The 19,964-nt window shown below is 62.0% G+C and carries 21 protein-coding genes and 1 tRNA gene; 9 read left to right on the top strand and 13 right to left on the bottom strand.

The genetic code is table 11. The annotated features are described in order from the left end of the window. Positions 1-22: 22 nt before the first annotated feature. The 3 genes from DK391_RS28440 to DK391_RS28450 are packed head-to-tail and all read left to right on the top strand — an operon-like array spanning position 23 to position 2,720. On the top strand, positions 23-868 hold the full coding sequence (locus tag DK391_RS28440) for an FTR1 family protein (RefSeq protein WP_109481346.1): 846 nt from the start codon (positions 23-25) through the stop codon (positions 866-868). After that, a complete protein-coding gene (locus DK391_RS28445; RefSeq protein WP_109481347.1) occupies positions 865-2,274 on the top strand; it encodes a 4Fe-4S binding protein in 1,410 nt (469 codons plus the stop codon). The genes DK391_RS28440 and DK391_RS28445 overlap by 4 nt, the downstream gene beginning before the upstream one ends. Positions 2,275-2,312: 38 nt before the next feature. Beyond that, positions 2,313-2,720, top strand: coding sequence for a heme-binding protein (locus DK391_RS28450; protein ID WP_109481348.1), 408 nt, complete (start codon positions 2,313-2,315; stop codon positions 2,718-2,720). Positions 2,721-3,026: 306 nt separating this feature from the next. On the opposite strand, the gene DK391_RS28455 is transcribed toward DK391_RS28450, so the two are convergent. From DK391_RS28455 to DK391_RS28470, 4 genes are all read right to left on the bottom strand, one after another. Next, positions 3,027-3,317, bottom strand: a complete 291-nt coding sequence (locus tag DK391_RS28455; protein WP_109481349.1) for a hemin uptake protein HemP — start codon at positions 3,315-3,317, stop codon at positions 3,027-3,029. 149 nt (positions 3,318-3,466) lie between these two features. Next, complete coding sequence (locus DK391_RS28460; RefSeq protein WP_109481350.1) at positions 3,467-3,958, bottom strand: SRPBCC family protein; 492 nt, start codon at positions 3,956-3,958, stop codon at positions 3,467-3,469. Positions 3,959-3,997: 39 nt separating this feature from the next. Continuing rightward, entirely contained in the window at positions 3,998-4,396 is a 399-nt protein-coding gene (locus DK391_RS28465) for an OsmC family protein (protein ID WP_109481351.1), read from the bottom strand. Between the two features lie 154 nt (positions 4,397-4,550). Continuing rightward, positions 4,551-5,423, bottom strand: a complete 873-nt coding sequence (locus DK391_RS28470) for a pirin family protein (RefSeq protein WP_109481352.1) — start codon at positions 5,421-5,423, stop codon at positions 4,551-4,553. Between the two features lie 122 nt (positions 5,424-5,545). Here DK391_RS28470 and DK391_RS28475 point away from each other — a divergent pair, with 122 nt between their 5' ends. Then, the gene (locus DK391_RS28475; RefSeq protein WP_109481353.1) at positions 5,546-6,526 is read left to right on the top strand and encodes a LysR family transcriptional regulator; all 981 of its coding nucleotides are present in this window, start codon (positions 5,546-5,548) and stop codon (positions 6,524-6,526) included. A 370-nt stretch (positions 6,527-6,896) separates the two neighbouring features. On the opposite strand, the gene DK391_RS28480 is transcribed toward DK391_RS28475, so the two are convergent. Genes DK391_RS28480 through DK391_RS28490 form a run of 3 tightly spaced genes read right to left on the bottom strand, consistent with a single transcriptional unit; the run spans position 6,897 to position 8,855 of the window. Continuing rightward, complete coding sequence (locus tag DK391_RS28480) at positions 6,897-7,316, bottom strand: biopolymer transporter ExbD (RefSeq protein ID WP_109481354.1); 420 nt, start codon at positions 7,314-7,316, stop codon at positions 6,897-6,899. A 16-nt stretch (positions 7,317-7,332) separates the two neighbouring features. Then, positions 7,333-8,064, bottom strand: coding sequence for a MotA/TolQ/ExbB proton channel family protein (locus tag DK391_RS28485; RefSeq protein ID WP_109481355.1), 732 nt, complete (start codon positions 8,062-8,064; stop codon positions 7,333-7,335). A 59-nt stretch (positions 8,065-8,123) separates the two neighbouring features. Then, positions 8,124-8,855, bottom strand: coding sequence for an energy transducer TonB (locus DK391_RS28490; RefSeq protein WP_109481356.1), 732 nt, complete (start codon positions 8,853-8,855; stop codon positions 8,124-8,126). Between DK391_RS28490 and DK391_RS28495 the strand changes: the two genes are divergently transcribed. Next, positions 8,845-9,141, top strand: coding sequence for a hypothetical protein (locus DK391_RS28495; protein WP_162600928.1), 297 nt, complete (start codon positions 8,845-8,847; stop codon positions 9,139-9,141). The genes DK391_RS28490 and DK391_RS28495 overlap by 11 nt on opposite strands. Here DK391_RS28495 and DK391_RS28500 read toward each other — a convergent pair. The 6 genes from DK391_RS28500 to DK391_RS28525 form a co-directional block, all read right to left on the bottom strand. Next, entirely contained in the window at positions 9,120-9,356 is a 237-nt protein-coding gene (locus DK391_RS28500) for a (2Fe-2S)-binding protein (protein ID WP_109481358.1), read from the bottom strand. The genes DK391_RS28495 and DK391_RS28500 overlap by 22 nt on opposite strands. Before the next feature lie 241 nt (positions 9,357-9,597). Continuing rightward, positions 9,598-10,482, bottom strand: a complete 885-nt coding sequence (murI, locus tag DK391_RS28505) for a glutamate racemase (RefSeq protein ID WP_204117455.1) — start codon at positions 10,480-10,482, stop codon at positions 9,598-9,600. A 114-nt stretch (positions 10,483-10,596) separates the two neighbouring features. Further along, positions 10,597-11,073, bottom strand: coding sequence for a bacterioferritin (gene bfr, locus DK391_RS28510; RefSeq protein WP_109481360.1), 477 nt, complete (start codon positions 11,071-11,073; stop codon positions 10,597-10,599). A gap of 172 nt (positions 11,074-11,245) precedes the next feature. Then, positions 11,246-12,769, bottom strand: coding sequence for a fumarate hydratase (locus DK391_RS28515; RefSeq protein ID WP_109481361.1), 1,524 nt, complete (start codon positions 12,767-12,769; stop codon positions 11,246-11,248). 60 nt (positions 12,770-12,829) lie between these two features. Then, positions 12,830-13,390, bottom strand: coding sequence for a TIGR00645 family protein (locus tag DK391_RS28520; RefSeq protein ID WP_204117457.1), 561 nt, complete (start codon positions 13,388-13,390; stop codon positions 12,830-12,832). A gap of 297 nt (positions 13,391-13,687) precedes the next feature. Further along, positions 13,688-14,587, bottom strand: a complete 900-nt coding sequence (locus tag DK391_RS28525) for a DMT family transporter (protein ID WP_109481363.1) — start codon at positions 14,585-14,587, stop codon at positions 13,688-13,690. Between the two features lie 422 nt (positions 14,588-15,009). On the opposite strand from DK391_RS28525, the gene acs reads away from it, so the two are divergent. From acs to DK391_RS28545, 4 genes are all read left to right on the top strand, one after another. Continuing rightward, on the top strand, positions 15,010-16,992 hold the full coding sequence (gene acs / locus DK391_RS28530) for an acetate--CoA ligase (protein ID WP_109481364.1): 1,983 nt from the start codon (positions 15,010-15,012) through the stop codon (positions 16,990-16,992). Between the two features lie 176 nt (positions 16,993-17,168). Then, positions 17,169-17,534 carry a DUF4212 domain-containing protein gene (locus DK391_RS28535; RefSeq protein ID WP_109481365.1) on the top strand — a complete coding sequence of 122 codons (366 nt, stop codon included), beginning with the start codon at positions 17,169-17,171 and terminating at the stop codon, positions 17,532-17,534. Further along, positions 17,531-19,549 carry a sodium:solute symporter family protein gene (locus DK391_RS28540; RefSeq protein ID WP_109481366.1) on the top strand — a complete coding sequence of 673 codons (2,019 nt, stop codon included), beginning with the start codon at positions 17,531-17,533 and terminating at the stop codon, positions 19,547-19,549. The genes DK391_RS28535 and DK391_RS28540 overlap by 4 nt, the downstream gene beginning before the upstream one ends. Before the next feature lie 63 nt (positions 19,550-19,612). Next, positions 19,613-19,703: transfer RNA gene (locus DK391_RS28545), tRNA-Ser, on the top strand. Positions 19,704-19,964 lie beyond the last annotated feature (261 nt).

Raw genomic sequence — 19,964 nt, forward strand, 5'->3', positions numbered from 1 at the left:
ACTGAAGTGGTTGGAGGTTTCGATGGGTCAGGTAGTGTTCATCGTATGGCGGGAAAGCGTCGAGGCGCTGCTCGTCGTCGGCATTCTGTACGCGTGGCTGAAGAACGGCGACGAACAGGCGCGTCATGGTCTGCCGTATCTGTGGGCGGGCGTCGCCGCGGGCATTCTGGCCGCGATCGGCCTGGGTGCGGCGCTGGTCGGCTTCACGGAAGTGTTGTCGGGCGATGCGCAGGATTATTTCCAGACAGCCATGGTGCTGGTCGCCTGTGTGCTGATCGTGCAGATGGTGATCTGGATGAAGTCGCATGGGCGCACGCTCAAGCGCGACATGGAAAAGTCGCTGCTCAAGAGCACGCAAAGCGCGAACTGGTGGGGCGTGGCCGTGCTGGTCGCGCTGGCGATTGCGCGTGAAGGCAGCGAGACGGTGATCTTCCTGTACGGCCTCGGTTTCGGCCAGTCGGGTCATGTCGGCATGGATCAGATTCTTGCTGTGCTGATCGGCCTTGGTCTCGCATTCGTGACGTTCTACATGCTGCAACTCGGCGGCAAGATCTTCTCGTGGCGCCTGTTTTTCCGCGTCACCGAAATCATGCTGCTGTTCCTCGGCGCGGGCCTGTTCCAGACGGGCGTCGACAAGCTGATCGACAAGGAAATCCTGCCGACCATCGTCGACCGCGTGTGGAACACGTCGATGATCATCGACGATTCGAGCACCTTCGGTTCGCTGGTCGCGACGCTGACGGGTTATCGCGCGCATCCGGCGCTGATGAACCTGATCACGTACGCGTTGTACTGGCTGGTCGTGTGGTATCTGATCCGCCGTTCGCAACGTGCACCGGCGCAACACGCAGCAGGACGCGCGGCATGACAGGTGCAGTTGCAAATCGCCGCAGCTGGCTTGCGGAAGCCGGTAACTGGATGCAGCGCCACGGCGCTGCCATCCGCGGCATTCAGTGGGTGGTCGTTGCTGTCTACGCGTTTCTGATTCTCGTCCCGGCGTTCACCGAACTGCCGGGCGACACCGCGCATCTATGGAACAACCTGACGCTCGCCGCGCAGTTCGTGTTCTGGGGCATCTGGTGGCCGTTCGTGCTGCTGTCGATGGTGATGCTCGGGCGCGTGTGGTGCGGTGTCTTATGTCCCGAAGGCGCGCTCGCCGAATTCGCAAGCAAATACGGCAGAGGCTGGGCGATTCCACGCTGGATGCGATGGGGCGGCTGGCCTTTCGTCGCATTCGGTCTGACGACGATCTACGGCCAGATGGTCAGCGTCTACCAGTATCCAAAAGCAGTGTTACTGGTGTTAGGCGGATCGACCTTCGCCGCGATGATCATCGGATTGTTATACGGTCGAGAGAAGCGCGTCTGGTGTAAATACCTGTGCCCCGTCAACGGGGTTTTTTCGCTTTTGGCGCGCCTCGCGCCGTTCCACTACAAAGTCGATGAAGATGCGTGGCGCCGTTCGTACAAGGAAGGCGAACACGGGCATCGCGTGATCCCGATCAACTGTGCACCGCTGGTGCCGTTACGCAAGATGGAAGGCGCGGCGGCGTGCCATATGTGCGGCCGTTGCAGCGGTCACCGCGACGCGATCGCGCTGACGTGGCGCAAGCCTTCCACCGAGGTCGTGCAACTCGGCGACAAGCAGGCGAGCGCATGGGACACGGCGCTGATCCTGTACGGTCTGCTTGGCATTGCCATCGGCGCGTTCCACTGGACGGGTTCGCCGTGGTTCATCGACATCAAGCAGTCGCTCGCGACGTGGCTCGTCGATCACGACATCATGTGGCCGCTCGACACGAACGCGCCGTGGTTCCTGTTCACGCATTACCCCGAGCAGAACGACGTGTTCTCGTGGCTCGACGGCACGATGATCATTGCCTACATCCTCGCGACGGGCGTGGTCTACGGCACGATTCTGCTCGCGCTGCTGGCGGGCGCGACGCGCATGCTGGGACGCTTCGATCGCACGCGTCTGCATCACCTCGCGCAGGCGCTGATTCCGATTGCGGGCACGGGCGTGTTTCTCGGTCTGTCGGCGACCACGCTGTCGCTGCTGAAAGCCGAGCATGTGCCGCTCGACTGGGCATCGGATGTGCGCATCGGGATTCTCGTGATCGCGAATGCGTGGAGCGCATGGCTCGCGGGGCTGGTGACGCGCCGCTACACGGCACAGATTTTCCAGCGCGCGGCGTCGGTGGTATGGTTCATGGCAGCACTGGCCGTCGTCGATAGCGCGTGGTGGCTGATGTTCTGGTACTGGCCGGCACACTGATTGATCGGCGGCGCGCCGCGTACCGAGCGAGGCGCACCGTGAGAACCAAACCTGTACTGACCGACGAAGACGTCATCAACATGGCCGCCGCTGCGCAAGCGCATGCGGTGGCCAATCACTGGACCGTGACGATCGCGATTCTCGACGACGGCGGTCATCTTCTTCATCTGCATCGAATGGATGGCGCGGCGCCCGGCACGGTCGACATGGCGACCGCGAAAGGGCGCACAGCCGCACTTGGCCGCCGCGAGACTAAAGTCTACGAAGACATCATCAAGCAAGGACGCATCGCGTTCCTGAGCACGCCGCTGGCGGCGTGCGTGGAGGGCGGGGTGCCTGTCATCGTGGAAGGCGAGACGGTGGGCGCGATCGGCGTGTCGGGCGTGAAGTCGGAGCAGGATACGGCGATCGCGCGCGCTGCGATTGCGGCGCTCGAACTGCACTGACGCTGCTGCTGCGAACCGCGAGCTTCAGCCGTCAACCATCGGCCGCAAAAACAAAAGCCGCGCAGATGTCTTAATCTGCGCGGCTTTGCTTGCTTCATTCATCAACGTTGCGCCAATCATTTGAGCGCACGTCGCAGTGAGAACCAAAAAAAGCGGCCTGGCTTGCTTCGACGGCTGGCTTGGTGTCTGCACGAAGGGGTCTAGATCTCGCGTGCAAGCCGTCGTGGCTGGCTAGTGCCCAACACCTCTCTGGGAGGTGGTCCCCACAATACCCGGTACTGAATCGATCCTTACTGCGGCAATTCTTTACTTCGTCAGGATCAGCTTGCCCAATCGCGTGGCGCGCAGCTGATACGTCTCGCCGTTGTGCATGATGCTCACGTGGCTGCGACCCTGAAGCAACGCGTCGCTGCGCAGCACGCGCTCGGACGTTTCGGCGCTAGCGGCAACGGCAGCGGGCGCTGGTGCGTTCCCGGTACCGCCTGCATGGCGTTCCGCGGGCGCCGATGTCACGGACCTGGCCGGACGGCTGGTCGTCAATGCTGCTGCCGCGGGGCGGCGCAGGCTGAGCGTGGAAGAGCGCGTCATGTTCGTCATGCTTGCCGTTGAGTTCGTGTTCGTCGATTCGTTAGAAGGATTCTAAATGATAACCATTCCCATTTACAAGGTTGAAGAATTAATCGATTACACGTTTTGATAGGCGAGGGGATTTTGCGCCGCCAGAGAAGGCTGGCGGCGCGCAGGACTTAATGCAACTGGTCAGGCGTATTGCGCGAGCTGACGTACTGGCGGATCAGTCGAACGGTATCGATGTCCGACTCGCGATACGCCGATTTCACGATCTCTTCCGTCTGATGCGCGTCGGGATCGGCGGCGGCTTCGGCAGACGGCAGACTCGTCTTGTACTCGAAGCGCAGGAAGAGTTGCAGTTCGTCGGGTTGCTCGATGGTCATCGTCAGCGAGCCGCCGACATAATCCGCCGTGGCAAGAATGTCGTAGCGCACGCTTTGTTGCGGCGTAAGCGTGACGTGATCGCGCACGGTGGCGTGGCCATAGTGCAGTTCGCGCTCCATCGTGCTGTCGGTGCGCGACAGGATCGAACAGCTGTCTAGGCCCATCACGAACAGTTGCGGCTGTTCCGCGCGCAGCACGAGACCCTCCCACAACTGCTCGCGCGTCATGGTTTCGACGAGCGGATTGAGGGGATCGTTGATCTGAATGAGATGTTCGAAGTTCAAAATGCCAGCTTCCTTTTGATGCTCAACGTTCACGCAGTATCAGGCGACAGCGAGACCCGTGCGGATCGAGATCGGATTGCTCAGGATCTTGTGCACAGGGCATGCATTGGCGATTTGCAGGAGTCGTTCCTGCTGTTCGTCGGACAGATTGCCCGTCAGCACGATCTGGCGATCGATCGCCGTGCCGTCGCCTTCCTTCTGCATCGACAGCGTCACGCGCCCTTCGTCGAGCGGCCAGCCCTTGCGCTGCGCGTACATCTTCAGCGTGATCGACGTGCAGGCGCCGAGGCTCGACAGCAGCAGCGAGTTCGGCGTCGGGGCGCGATCGCCGCCGCCCAGCGACTCGGGTTCGTCGGCGAGCCATGTGTGTGCGCCGTCGTCGAACATCCCCTGATAGTTCGTCGAGCCGATATGTGCGGTGACCTTCGTGTCTGCCATGCGCGCTCCTGTGCGGGACATTGTGTCGTGACGTTGAATCGGGACAGATAGCGCCACGCGCCGCATGACGCGGCGCGTGGCTCGAATTGCTATTGTGAACGAATTTGGCGTGTTTCGCGGCTGAGCGCTGGCAGGTGGCGAGCCGCGCAGCCGGTCAGTGCGTGATTTGCCCCATGCGGCCCGCCTGATAGTCGATCACGGCCTGGCGGATCTCGTCTTCCGTGTTCATCACGAACGGGCCGTAACGCACCACAGGCTCGTTCAGCGGCACGCCGCCGAACAGCAGCACATCGAGCGGTTCGTCGCCGGCAGCGATAGTTACCGTGTCGCCGTCGTTATCGAAGACGATCATCTGCTGCGCGCCGATCTCGAGCCGCTCGTCGCTATAGAAGCCTTTGCCCGTCAGCCCATACGCAAACACGCGATAGTCGCGCGGCACGGGATGCACGATGGCCGCACCCGGCTGCAACGTGAAATGCTGATAGAGAATCGGCGTGCGGGTTTCGATGGCGGCCTTCACGCCGAGCGCTTCGCCTGCGATCACCTTGACGCGAACCTTGCCGTCGGCGGACGTCGCAACGGGAATGCCAGCCGACGGCATTTCCTGATAGCGCGGCGCGATCATCTTGTCGCGCTTCGGCAGGTTCACCCACAGTTGCAATCCATGCACGCGGCCACCCGTCGCGACAAACGACGGATCGGGCATCTCGCTATGCACGACGCCCGCGCCGGCCGTCATCCATTGCACGTCGCCTGCGCGCAGCGTGCCGGAATGACCCGCCGAATCCTTGTGACCGAACTGGCCTTCGAGCACGTACGTGACCGTTTCGAAGCCGCGATGCGGGTGATCCGGCGCGCCTTTTGCCTCGCCCGGCGCGTAGTCGACAGGGCCCATTTCGTCGAGCAGCAGAAACGGGTCGAAATCCATCAGCATGCGGGTCGGAAACGGTCGATGGACGACAAAACCACCGCCTTCAACCGTGCGAACGGAAGGGTACGTGCGTTCGATCGTGCGGGTCGCGCTCATCAAAGTCACCTCGAAAATTGGGGAATAGCGTTATTTCTGAAACGTAGCAGTATTATATGGACCGTTTTGGGGCATAACAGGCCCTCTATCGCAATGGATTGTTCTGCTAGTGAAACGATGACATGAAGATCGATTCGCATAACCTCAACGACCTGATGTACTTTTCGCAGGTCGTCGAACATGGCGGGTTTTCCGCCGCCGAACGCGTGCTCGGCATTTCGAAGTCACGCCTGTCGCGCCGGCTGACGGAACTGGAGGCATCGCTGGGCGTGCGCCTGCTGCAGCGCTCGACGCGCAAGCTCGCGCTGACGGAAGCAGGGCAGCTGTTCTACCAGCATTGTCAGGCGATGCTGTCGGAGGCGCAGGCGGCCGTCAACGTGGTGCAGCAGTTGCGCGCGTCGCCGCGTGGCACCGTGCGCGTGAGTGTGCCCGTGACGATCTCGCAGACCATCATGTCGCAGATCATCTCGGAGTTCATGCATCGTTACCCGGAAGTGCGCGTCGTGGTGCGCGTGACGAACCGCGTGGTCGATCTGTTCGAAGATTCGATCGATGTCGCCTTGCGCGTGCGTTCGGAGCCGCCGGAGAACGCGAATATCGTCGTGCGGCCGCTGTGGCGCACGCAGCAGATGCTGGTCGGCGCGCCGAGCCTGCTGAGCCAGAATGCGCCGCCGCTCGAACCCGGCGATCTGAAGGGCTTCGAAACGCTCGATACGCCGACAGGCGATGGCCGGCACGTATTCAACCTGATTGCGCCGGATGGCTCGCGCCACACGCATGAACACGAGCCGCGTCTGGTGACAGCCGATCTGATGATGGTGCTGGAAGCCGCGCTCGCCGGTGTCGGTATCGCGGCACTCCCGGAGATGATGTACGGCGCGGCGTTGCGCAGTGGGCGGCTGTCGCCTGTGATGCCGGGCTGGACGCTGCCGTCGCCGCAGCTGTACGCGGTGTTCCTGTCGCGGCAGGGCATGGTGCCTGCAGTGCGGACCTTCGTCGATTATCTCGTCGAGATGCTCGATCCCGACACCGGCAAGTTTATCCAGCAGGAATGCCCGGAGCGTGAAGCGAAGCAGGCGCGGCTGAAAGCAGCCGTAGCGTAGAGAGCTTGAAGAGCACGCGCGCCGCGAAAGGGAAATACCTTTTGGCATTTAAGCTCCGCCAGCGATGGATACTTTCAATGGCCGCAGGCTTGAATGAAAGGACGTGCAGGCTTATATTGAAATCCCTTCGCTAAGGAGCTTCCTATGCGAAAAATCACGGCCGCTTTGATAGTAGGCCTGATAGGGCTGACAGCGTTGTCCGTGTCGACCACGGCGTTCGCATGCAGTGATCAGATGCAGAGCACGAGTTCTGGCAAATGATCCTGCCGCCCGAAGGCGCCGAGTGCGCATGAAAAAAGGCCTTCATCCGACGATGAAGGCCTTTTACTTTTAGCCCTGAAAAACAGGGTTTTTATTCAAACTGAAGCGCTTATTTAGCCTTCGGCTCCGTGACGAAACCGATCTTCGTCAGGCCGCCTGCCTGTGCCGCCGACATCACCTGCGCCACCTTCTCGTACGCGACCTTGCGGTCCGCGCTCAGGTGCAATTCAGGCTGCGGTTCCTGCTGTGCGGCTGCGGCGATCTTCGCTTGCAGCATATCGTCGGAGATCTTCTGATCGTCCCACGCCAGGTTGCCGTCGGCATCGATCGCTATCGTCACCTGCGCGGGCTTCGTGTCTTCCTTCTGGCTGCTCGCATGCGGCAGATCGATCTTCACTGCGTGGCGGATCACGGGGATCGTCACCATAAACACGATCAGGAGCACCAGCATGACGTCGACGAGCGGCGTCATGTTGATTTCGTTCATGAGGCCGTCGTCATCGTCGCCGGCGAAAGGGCTCATTGCCATCGCTATGCCTCGCTAGTTAGTTGGCGCGGGTCGCGAGCCGAAGACCGTCTCCGCGCTTCGTCGACGACAGGCGCGCGCCCGTCACGAAGAACGCGTGCAAGCCGTGAGCGAAGCGGCTCAGCTTGCTGACGATGCCCTTGTTGGCACGCGTCAGGGCGTTGTAGCCGAGCACAGCGGGAATCGCGACGAACAGACCGAACGCGGTCATGATCAGCGCTTCGCCGACCGGGCCAGCAACCTGATCGATCGACGACTGGCCCGCAGCGCCGATGCTCAGCAGTGCGTGATAGATGCCCCACACCGTGCCGAACAGGCCGACGAACGGCGCCGTGCTGCCGATCGACGCGAGCACGGCGAGGCCGCTCTGCATGCGCGCCACGCTCTCGTCCCTCGTGTCCTTCAGGCAGCGCGTGATCCAGTCCGACACGTCCATGCGGTCATGCAGATGCGGTTGCGTCTGATGATGGTGATCGGCGGCTTCCTGGCCCGACAGCGCGAGCGCGAGGAACGGGTTTTCAGCCGGCGACGACGTGCCGCTGCCGAGCTTCTTCATGCCGTCGGCGACATCGTCCGAATGCCAGAAGGCCTTTTCGGCGTTCTTCGTCAGGCGGTTCAGGCGCATCACGTTCCAGCTCTTGACGACGATCACGCTCCACGACAGCACCGACATGATCAACAGCGCCACCGCGATACCGCGTGTGACGAAATCCCCTTGTGCCCAGACGTGGGCAATACCGTAGTTCTGCATGGCAATTCCTTTTTTCTTTGAAATGCGGGTCGGCTGAGCGATCAGCGTGATCAGTCCGATCAGTTGTTCAGGCTGAAATCGAAAGGCTGGACGGCGGGCACGCGGACCGCTTCGCCGTCTACCAGATAGGGCTTGCACGAGCTGGAGCGAATGGCATCCAGCGCGGCCTGATCGAGGCGATCGGAGCCACTGCTCTTTTTCAGTTCGACGTTCTCGATCCGGCCCGACGCCGACAGAATGAACTGGACGATCGCGCGTCCCGTTTCGCCGCGCCGGCGCGACATCGCCGGATAGGTCGGTTCGACGATGTTGCAGCTCAAATGTGACGCGTCTTTGGGCGCCGTGATCGACATCACCGGTTTTGCGACCGGCGCTGCCGGTGCGGCAGGCGCTGCCGGAGCCGGTGGCGCGGGCGGAGCGGGATCGACGGGCGCGCTGATCTCGTGCTGCGACGGCGCCTGGGCGACAGGCATCGGCGCGGGCGTAGGCTTCGGCGTCGGGCGCGGCTGCACCTTCGGCTTGACCTTCTGCACGGGCACGGGCTTCGGCGGCGGCGGAGCCGAGTCGATCGCGACGGGCGCAGCGGCTGGCGCCGGCGGCGGCAGCAGTTCGGCCGTGATCGTGCGCGGCGTTTCGATCGGCAACGGCGGGACCGTGCGCACCGTGAACGCAATAGCGCGCGCGATGACGTGAAGTCCGATGACGATACCCGTCACCGTGGCGATACGCGGGTTGATTCGGGCGGAAGCGTCCGGCGCGAGACCGGTTGGGAGAGTAGGCGTGGCCTGCATGGTTAGCGTGGCGGCGCGCCGGCGATGCAGCACGTCATGCAAAACAGCGTCATGTTCGGAATATCAGCAGCGAAATACAGACAGTGGTCAGAAAACCGATCAGCAATTCCATCTCGAACTCCTCGAAGAATGGCGTCGCTGGCTGGTGTCCAACTGGCTTGCTGACGGCGGAAACGAAAAACTGCAGCGCCCGGTGATGGCGCGCTTTTCGATGCACTACGTTGAAAACGCGAAGCGGACGGGTGAAGACCCGGAAAGCCGGCTTCAGGCTGCCTTGCGTTCGTAGAAAGTCAGCGGCACAGCTTGCGTGTGATGCTCGACGCCGCAACGGCTCGCACAGACGCCGCTTTGCGCCATGACGTCCCGCACGGACTCCTCGCACTTGCCGCAGCACATGGCGACGCCGAGTTCGAATTGAAGTTCGTCGAACGTGACATTACCTTCGGCAATGGATGCACGGATCTTCCGGTCGGATACTGACTTGCACACGCAGACAATCATGACAGCTCGCGATAGCTAACGTTAATGCGAATTATTATCATTTTGTTTGGTCGGTTTGGCAAGCCTCCCGTGCAAATTTTTGTAACAAAACCAGCTTGTTAGAAGGGTTTCGCCTATGGCGGCGAGATGGCGAACAGAAGGGGGATTTAGGGTCAGCGCGTTCGTCGTGCCGACCCTGAGTCAATCTTCATACAGAATGCACGCGTAGAACCGGCCTGCTGATGCAGCCATTTGATCTGCGTCAGGCTGCGTGAGAATCCGGCGTCAGCGTGCGGCGCGACGGGATGTGGACGCGCTCGACGGGCGCGTCGATGTCGAGCAGCGTCGCGGCGAGTTGCTTGAGATGCGCGCCGTCGCTGGTCGAGCAGAAGCGGGGTTGCGGCGAGGCATCGCGTGCTGGCGAGCGCAGGCCTTGCTGATCGAGCACGCGTTCCAGCTGGCGCGCGATCGCAATACTCGTATCGATCAACGCCAGCCGGTCGCCGACGATGTCGCGGATCGCCGCGTCGAGGAAAGGGTAGTGCGTGCAGCCGAGCACGAGCGTATCGGCGCCCGCGTCGAGCATCGGCTGGAGGTAGCTTTGCAGCAGCGCGCGCAATTCAGCCGAGCCGATGTCGCAGCGTTCGACGGCTTCCACGAGGCCGAGACCGGGTTGGCACAGAAAACGGCAATCGCTGGCGTAGCGTTCGAGCAGGTCCTGAAAGCGGGCGCTGCGCAGCGTCACCCGCGTGGCGAGCACGCCTGCGACGCGCGTTTTCGACTGTTGCGCCGCCGGTTTTACGCCCGGCTCGACACCGATCAGCTGAATCGGCAGTTTCTCGCGCACCAGAGCGATGGATTGCGCCGTCGCCGTATTGCACGCCACGACCAGCGCCTTTGCGCCCTGCGCGACCAGCCATTCGCCGATAGCAAGCGTGCGGTCGGCGATGAAATCATCGTCGCGCTCGCCATAGGGCGCATAGAGCGAATCCGCGACGTACACGAGCGCTTCGTCCGGCAATTGCGCACGCACGGCACGCAACACCGACAAACCGCCCAGACCCGAATCGAAAATTCCGACGGGCGCGCGCGGATCGAGCAGTGGGAGCGAAGCAGAGTTCACAGCGGCGGGGGACAAAGCGGTCATGGTTTCAACGGAAGCCATATATGAAAATCCGCGCAGCGCCTGTAATCGAACGCTGCGCGGATCGGACCGCAGAAGTGTAGCAGGAGTGGGGACGCACCCAGCTGACGTGTTGTCTTATTCTTGCGAGCCCATCGCCGACTGCTGGTAGTTCTGGATGCCGATCTTGTCGATCAGGTCGATCTGCGTTTCCAGCCAGTCGATATGCTCTTCCGTGTCGTCGAGAATCGTCGTGAAGATTTCACGCGAGATGAAATCGCGCACCGATTCGCAATAAGCGATTGCTTCTTTGCAGGTGCCTTGCGAGATGTATTCGAGCTTCAGATCACACTCGAGAATCTCTTTGGTTTCTTCGCCGATGAACAGCTTGTGCAGATCCTGCAGATTCGGCAGGCCGTCGAGCATAAAAATGCGTTCGATCAGCATGTCGGCGTGCTTCATTTCCCCGATGGATTCGTCGTACTCATGCTTGCCGAGCTTTTCCAGACCCCAGTGCTTGTACATCCGCGCGTGCAGAAAATACTGGTTGATCGCAGTAAGTTCGTTCTTCAACTGGGCGTTCAGATATTCGATGACTTTTTTGTCGCCTTGCATGACGTTTCCTCTTCAAGAGCTGGTTTTTCAACAACAATAAACGTCTGAAAACGAAAAGCCAAGGACGAATATGGTTGTTGAGAATCATTCACGCAATTTAATTTGTATTTTGCGTGAACAATAAAAAAGCCGGGACTATAACGTCCCGGCTTCGGTAAAACAAAGAAAATCGTCAAACAGTTGCGACGGGAATCTTACCGATCCTGGCCTGCCATTCCTTCGGTCCCGTCTGGTGCACCGAGGTGCCGTTCGAATCGACGGCGACCGTCACCGGCATATCCTGCACGTCGAATTCGTAGATGGCTTCCATGCCGAGGTCTTCGAACGCCAGCACCTTCGCGCTGCGGATCGCCTTCGACACCAGATACGCCGCGCCGCCCACGGCCATCAGATACGCCGCCTTGTGCTTCTTGATCGCCTCGATGGCGACGGGGCCGCGCTCGGCCTTGCCGATCATCGAGATCAAACCGGTTTGCGAGAGCATCGTTTCCGTGAACTTGTCCATGCGCGTCGCCGTGGTCGGGCCTGCCGGGCCGACGGCTTCGTCACGCACCGGGTCGACCGGGCCGACGTAATAGATCACGCGGTTGGTGAAATCGACGGGCAGCTTTTCGCCCTTGGCGAGCATGTCGGCGATGCGCTTGTGCGCGGCGTCGCGGCCCGTCAACATCTTGCCCGACAGCAGCAGCGTCTGGCCCGGCGTCCACGAAGCGACTTCTTCCGGCGTCAGCGTGTTCAGATCGACGCGCTTGCTCTTCTCGGTGTCCGGTTCCCACTGCACCTTGGGCCATGCGTCGAGCGGCGGCGGCGTGAGCTTGGCGACGCCCGTGCCGTCCAGTGTGAAGTGCGCGTGGCGCGTCGCCGCGGAGTTCGGGATGATCGCGATCGGCTTCGACGCAGCGTGCGTCGGTGCTGCCATGATCTTCACGTCGAGCACGGTAGCCAGACCGCCCAGACCTTGCGCGCCGATACCGAGCGCATTGACCTTCTCGTGCAGTTCGCCGCGCAGTTCTTCGATCCAGTCCTTCGGGCCGCGTGCGATCCCGTCCTGAATGTCGATCGGATCCATCAGCGATTCCTTCGCCATGACCATCGCCTTTTCAGCCGTGCCGCCGATACCGATGCCCAGCATGCCGGGCGGGCACCAGCCTGCGCCCATCGTCGGCACGGTCTTGAGAATCCAGTCGACGATCGAATCCGACGGGTTCAGCATCGCGAACTTCGACTTGTTCTCCGAGCCGCCGCCCTTGGCCGCGACCTGCACGTCGACCTTGTCGCCCGGCACGATCTCGTAGTGGATCACGGCCGGCGTGTTGTCCTTCGTGTTCTTGCGGCCACCTTCGGGCGGACTCACGATCGACGCGCGCAGCACGTTGTCCGGGTTCAGATAACCGCGGCGCACGCCTTCGTTGATCATGTCGGTGACGCCCATGGTTGCACCGTCCCAGCGCACGTCCATGCCGACCTTCACGAACACCGTGACGATGCCCGTGTCCTGGCAGATCGGGCGCTTGCCTTCCGCGCACATGCGGCTGTTGGTCAGGATCTGCGCGATCGCGTCCTTTGCAGCCGGGCTCTCTTCGAGCTCGTACGCACGGCCAAGCGCTTCGATGTAATCGAGCGGATGGTAGTAGCTGATGTACTGCAGCGAGTCCGCAATACTCTGGATCAGGTCTTCCTGTTTGATGACGGTCATAGCTAGGCTCAGTGGGGCAGTGTGGCGTTCGTTTTCGCGGTCGCGTGACGATGCGGCCGGTCAGACGCCTTCAGGGGAGTTGGAAATCGTTGTGTTTTTGCCGTGCGCGGCAGGCTCGTGGAAATGCGCCGGGTGCGTATGCGTGGTCAAGCGGTCGACCAGCGCCATCACCAGCGCCGACACGAGGAACGTCACGTGGATGATCACCTGCCACATGATGGCTTGCTGCGAGTGCTTGTCCGGGTCGATGAAGGTCTTCAGCAGATGAATCGACGAGATGCCGATCAGCGCCATCGACAGCTTCACCTTCAGCACGCCCGCGTTCACGTGGTCAAGCCATTCTGGCTCGTCGGGGTGGCCTTCCAGGCCGAGGCGCGACACGAAGGTTTCATACCCGCCGACAATCACCATGATCAGCAGGTTCGAGATCATCACCACGTCGATCAGGCTGAGCACGACCAGCATGATGTTGGTTTCGTCGAGCGTCATCGCGTGCGTGACGAGGTGCCAGACTTCCTTGGCGAACAGCACGACGTAGACGCCTTGCGCGACGATCAGGCCCAGATAGAGCGGCACCTGCAGCCAGCGGCTCATGAAGATCACGGAGGGCAGCAGGCGCATGCGGCGCGGACGGCCAGGCGGAGTGGGGCGCGGAGCGATCATGGGGCGTTCGGCTTGGTGTTGGCGCTTCGTGATGACGGATCGTAGTGTTGCGTACGGCGTGCACGGGCGCGCTCGCTGCGACGACGGCGGATCACGCGAAAAGCGAACAACCGACGGTCGGCGGCACGGTGATAAAACCGGCCGGCAAGGCGCGCTGGGCGCCGTATTGTACAGCGGGAAGCGTGACAGCCATGTCGAAGCACGCAGGCGGCCGTTTAGCGGCACCAGTGACGTCGCGTACGGCGCATGATCCCGCTACGAAGCGACAGGCGGTACGCGCCGCGCCTTCAGGCTGGCGAGCGCAATGCCCGCGATCACGCAGGCGAGCGCGACGCCATGCGCCAATGTAGGCCGTTCGTCGAGGAAGACAATGCCGTAGACGGCAGCCGCCACGGGCAGCACCGCGCTGAACACGCCCGCGAGACTGCCCGGCACATGGCGAATACCCTTCATCCACAGCCAGAACGAGAAGATGCTCGCCGACAGCCCATACCACAGCACGAGTGCCCAGATGCTGACGGGCACGCTCGCGTAGCTGAACGCAAACATCGACGACACGCCGAGCGGCAACATCAGCAGCAGGCCGAACAGGTGCGTGTACGCGCAGATATCGATAGGCGCGAGCGTCTGCGTGAGGCGGCGCGACAGAATCACATACAGCGATTCGCAGCACACGGCGCCGAGCACCATCAGATTGCCCGCGAACGAACTTTCGTTCGCGGCACCCGGCGCGGCGCCGGCATGGGCCAGATTGATCACCACCACGCCGGCGATCGCCAGCGCAATCGACGCCAGCGCGCGGCCATCCGGCTTTTCCTTGAGGAAGATCCACGAGAACAGCGCGACCACGGCGGGAATCGTGCTGGTGATGACGCCCGCCGCGACGGCGCTGGTCCGGTGCACGCCGTTGAGCATGAGCAGCGTAAACCCGAATGTGCCGAACAGCGCCTGTAGGAACAGATTGAGCCATTCGCCACGTTTCACGCGGCGCAGTTTGCTCACGCGCAGCAGCGGCCACAGCACGGCCATCGCGATCACGAAGCGCAGCAGGGCGAACAGCGGGACGGGAACGAAGGCGACAATCGATTTGCCGATACCGACGTTGCTGCCGACGAGCAGCATCGCGGCAATGAGGAACAGGGAATAGCGGTTCAACTGGAATCCATGCGGCTAGTTCAGTTAGCATTGTAAAAGGGTGCTAACAACGGTGCAAAGCAAGCCTTGCGATCCGCTTGCAGCGCCGCAGCGCCTGGTGTTTTGCCTGGCAGACGCTCGCGTGGCACGTAAGTACGCGGTAAGTTGCAACGCTTATCGTGGGAAGCGATCGAAGCTGATGAAGGCACGTTGCGCGCTCCATATTGCGATATCGTGGCCGTCATGCGCTGAATCGCTATGTGCGCGTCGATGCATGTCGTCGATGGGCACGAGGGTGGGAGACACGCCGCCCGTCACTGACACACGCGGTGCCACGACGACCGGTATGACGTAGGTAGCGACGCGTTGCGCCCGTAAAGGCCGGCACGCATCGCGAGCCCGCCGGCAAGGATTGACGTTTCATCTTCACCAAGGGGTAGTCGATGTCTGCGATTGAATCGGTTCTTCAAGAACGCCGCGTATTTCCGCCTTCCGCCGAAGTGACGGCGCAGGCGACTGTGTCCGGCATGGATGCGTACAAGGCGCTCGTCGCCGAAGCCGAGCGCGATTACGAAGGCTTCTGGGGCAGGCTGGCGCGCGAGACGCTCAGCTGGAAGAAGCCCTTCACGAAGGTGCTCGACGAATCGAATGCGCCTTTCTACAAGTGGTACGAAGACGGCGAACTGAACGCGTCGTACAACAGCATCGACCGGCATGTCGAAGCGGGCAACGGCGATCGCGTTGCGATCATCTTCGAAGCCGACGACGGCACCGTCACCAACGTCACGTACAAGGACATGCTGCAACGCGTGTCGCGCTTCGCGAACGCACTCAAGAAGCGTGGCATCAAGAAGGGCGATCGCGTCGTCATCTACATGCCGATGTCGATTGAAGGCATCGTGGCGATGCAGGCTTGCGCGCGTATCGGCGCAACGCATTCGGTCGTGTTCGGCGGCTTCTCGTCGAAGTCGTTGAATGAGCGTCTGGTCGATGTCGGCGCGGTCGCGCTGATCACGTCGGATGAACAGATGCGCGGCGGCAAGGCGCTGCCGTTGAAGAACATCGCCGACGAAGCGCTCGCGATGGGCGGCTGCGAAGCCGTGAAGAGCGTGATCGTGTATCAGCGCACGGGCGGCAAGGTCGGCTGGGACGACACGCGCGATCTGTGGATGCACGAGGTCACCGCGAACGAATCGGATGAATGCGCGCCCGAGTGGGTGAGCGCCGAGCATCCGCTTTTCATCCTCTATACGTCGGGTTCGACGGGCAAGCCGAAGGGCGTGCAGCACAGCACGGGCGGCTATCTGCTGTGGGCCGCGCAAACCATGAAGTGGACCTTCGACTGGAAGCCCACGGATGTCTTCTGGTGTACGGCCGACATCGGCTGGGTGACGGGCCATAGCTACATCACGTACGGTCCGCTCGCGCTCGGCGGCACGCAGGTCGTGTTCGAAGGCGTGCCGACGTATCCGAACGCGGGCCGCTTCTGGGACATGATCGCGAAGCACAAGGTCACCGTGTTCTACACGGCGCCGACGGCGATCCGTTCGCTGATCAAGGCAGCCGAAGCCGACGCGAAGGTGCATCCGAAGAGCTATGACCTGTCAACGTTGCGCATCATCGGCACGGTCGGTGAGCCGATCAATCCCGAAGCATGGGTGTGGTACTACGAGAACGTGGGCGGCTCGCGCTGCCCGATCGTCGATACATGGTGGCAGACGGAAACGGGCGGCCACATGATCACGCCGCTGCCGGGCGCAACGCCGCTCGTGCCGGGTTCGTGCACGCTGCCGCTGCCGGGCATCATGGCCGCGGTCGTCGATGAAACGGGTCAGGACGTGCCGAACGGGCAGGGCGGCATTCTCGTCATCAAGCGTCCGTGGCCGTCGATGATCCGCGCGATCTGGGGCGACCCGGAGCGCTTCAAGAAGAGCTATTTCCCCGAAGAACTCGGCGGCACGCTGTATCTGGCAGGCGACGGCACGGTGCGCGACAAGGACACCGGCTACTTCACGATCATGGGCCGTATCGATGACGTGCTGAACGTGTCGGGTCACCGTCTCGGTACGATGGAAATCGAGTCGGCGCTGGTGGCCAATCCGCTGGTGGCGGAAGCGGCCGTGGTCGGCCGTCCCGACGATACGACGGGCGAAGCCGTGTGCGCGTTCGTGGTGTTGAAGCGCTCGCGTCCCGAAGGCGAGGAAGCCGCGAAGATCGCAGCCGATCTGCGTAACTGGGTCGGCAAGGAAATCGGCCCGATTGCGAAACCGAAGGACATCCGCTTCGGCGACAACCTGCCGAAGACGCGTTCGGGCAAGATCATGCGCCGCCTGCTGCGCTCGCTCGCGAAGGGCGAGGAGATCACGCAGGACGTGTCGACGCTGGAGAATCCGGCGATTCTCGATCAGCTCGGCGAGTCGCGTTGATCCAGCGCGTAGCGGCAAGCGCGGCACTAGCCGCAGTGACAGCAGCATAAAGCCGTAACAGAACCAGACGGCGCATCCTTCCCGGTTGCGCCGTTTTTCTTGCGCGCCGTGTTCACGACAATCGTTGCGCGGACAACCCCGATTGCCGATGCAACATGTTTTTGATAAACAGGCGCATGGCCGCGCGACACCTCACTCCACAGAACACGATCAATCCCGTGCCCGAACCGCCGCCCGTGACGGCGGCGATGGCGCGTGCGCACGCGCGCTATTGGCGCTGCAACGTCGGCCTGATCGTCGTGCTGATGCTGATCGGTTTTTTCGTGTCGTTCATCGTGCCGCTGATCGCGCGACATATCGAACAGGTGCGTTTCGCGGGCTTCAGCCTGCCGTTCTACATGGGCGCGCAAGGTGCGATCCTCGCGTACCTCGCGCTGATTGCCGTGTATATCGTGCTGATGCAGCGCGCTGACGCCGTGCTGCTGCGCGCACTCGAAGCCAGCGCAGCTGACGATTCCGCCGTGCGCGCTGCCGACCGATGAAGCTCGCGCATCGGCTGGTCCGTTCGTATTCGCTCTATACGCTCGGCTTTTTTGGCTTCATCTATCTGTTGTGGCGCATCGAGGCCGTCAGCGGTCCCGGCATGTGGATCGGCTATGTGTTCCTGTTCGTGCCGATCGCCGTGTATGCCGTGATCGGACTGTTGTCGCGCACTTCCGATCTGGTCGAATACTACGTGGCGGGGCGGCGCGTGCCGTCCGCGTTCAACGGCATGGCGACGGCAGCCGACTGGCTGTCGGCGGCTTCGTTCATCGGTCTCGCCGGCACCGTGTACGCGACGGGCTACGACGGCCTCTCGTACATGATGGGCTGGACGGGCGGCTATTGCCTCGTCGCGTTCCTGCTCGCGCCGTATGTGCGCAAGCTCGCGCGCTACACGATTCCCGATTTTCTCGGCACGCGCTTTTCGAGCAACGCGGTGCGCGGCCTCGCGGCCTTGTCGGCGATCCTGTGCTCGTTCGTGTATCTCGTCGCGCAGATTCAGGGCGTCGGACTGATCGCGACGCGCTTTATCGGCGTCGACTTTGCGATCGGGATTTTCTGCGGGCTGGCGGGCATTCTGGTGTGCTCGTTTCTCGGCGGCATGCGCGCGGTGACGTGGACGCAGGTTGCGCAGTACATCATCCTGATCGTGGCGTTCCTGATTCCTGTGTCGATGATTGCGCACAAGGACGGTCTGGGCTGGGTGCCGCAACTGAACTACGGGCGCCTGATGGAGCGCGTCGAGTCGCTCGAGCGCACGGTGCGCGATGCACCGACGGAGCAGGCCGTACGCGACGATTACCGGATGCGCGCCGCGCTGATCCAGACGCAGATCGACAGCCTGCCGCAGTCGTATCTCGACGAAAAAGGGCGGCTCACGGCGCAACTCGACGATTTGCGTCGGCATAACGGACCACTGCGCGAGATCGCCGGACTGCAGCGGCGCATCGACGACTTCCCGCGCGACCCGGCGACAGCGCAGATCGTCTGGGCGCAGCAACGCGCCGAGGCGCTGCAGCGCGCGCCTGCGCCCGTGCCGATGCACGCACCCTTTCCCGCTGCGCACGAGGCCGACGGGCGGCTGCATCAGCGCAATTTTCTGTCGCTGCTGCTGTGTCTTTCGCTCGGAACGGCGAGCCTGCCGCACATCCTCACGCGCTACAACACGACGACTTCTGTGGCGTCGGCGCGGCGTTCGGTCGGCTGGACGCTGTTCTTCGTCGCGCTGTTCTATCTGACGGTGCCGGTGCTCGCGGTGCTGATCAAGTACGAGATCCTGTCGAATATCGTGGGGCATCGTTTTGTCGATTTGCCGCAGTGGGTGACGCAATGGCGGCGCGTCGAGCCCTACATGCTGAGCATCGCCGATGTGAATGGCGATGGGATCGTGCGCTGGAGCGAAATCCAGATGCAGCCGGATATGGTGGTGCTTGCCGCGCCCGAGATAGCGGGGCTGCCTTACGTGATGTCGGGGCTGATCGCAGCGGGCGCGCTGGCGGCGGCGCTATCGACCGCCGACGGCCTGCTGCTGACGATCGCCAATGCGCTGTCGCACGATGTGTATTACCACATGGTCGATCCCAACGCGTCGAGCCAGAAGCGGGTGACGATTTCGAAGATTCTGCTGCTGGGCGTGGCGCTGTTTGCGTCGTACGTGGCGTCGCTGAATACGGGGAATATCCTCTTTCTGGTGGGCGCGGCGTTTTCGCTGGCGGCGTCGAGTCTGTTTCCGGTGCTGGTGCTGGGCGTGTTCTGGAAGCGCACCACGCGTCTCGGTGCGGTGGCGGGCATGGTGGCGGGGCTGGTGGTGTGCATCTGGTACATCGTGTCGACGTATCCGTTTTTCACGCAGCTGACGGGCTTTGTCGGGCCGAGATGGTTTGGCATCGAGCCGATCAGCTCGGGCGTGTTCGGTGTGCCGGCGGGGTTTCTGGTGACCGTGCTGGTAAGCCTCGTGGACCGCAAGCCGGATGCTTATACGATGGCGCTGGTGGACTATATCCGGCATCCTTGACGCGTTGGCCATCAGGAGGAGGTGGCAAGGGCGGCAGAGTCTGCTATAATTCGCGTCCCCGCCGGAGAGATGGATGAGTGGGTTAAGTCGCACGCCTGGAAAGCGTGTATAGGTTAATAACCTATCCGGGGTTCGAATCCCCGTCTCTCCGCCAGAATGAATATGAAAACCCCGTGGCTTCAATGGCTTACGGGGTTTTGTTTTTTCTGGCCCATCAATTAGCCCATCAGCGAGCACGATCTCGCGGCATCAATTGAAGCTGCATTAGCGCTCCGCCAGTGCGCCGGAATGTTCAGGACAATGCCATCGCGCTAGAATCATTTAGAAGGACTACAGGCAAGGCTTCCCCCGGTAGTCGGCGGTTCCATTGACGAGCCGTCGGGGAGATCCCGGCGGGCGTTCGTCATCGCGGACT

This window comes from Paraburkholderia sp. C35 (assembly GCF_003121405.1).
GTDB lineage: Bacteria > Pseudomonadota > Gammaproteobacteria > Burkholderiales > Burkholderiaceae > Paraburkholderia.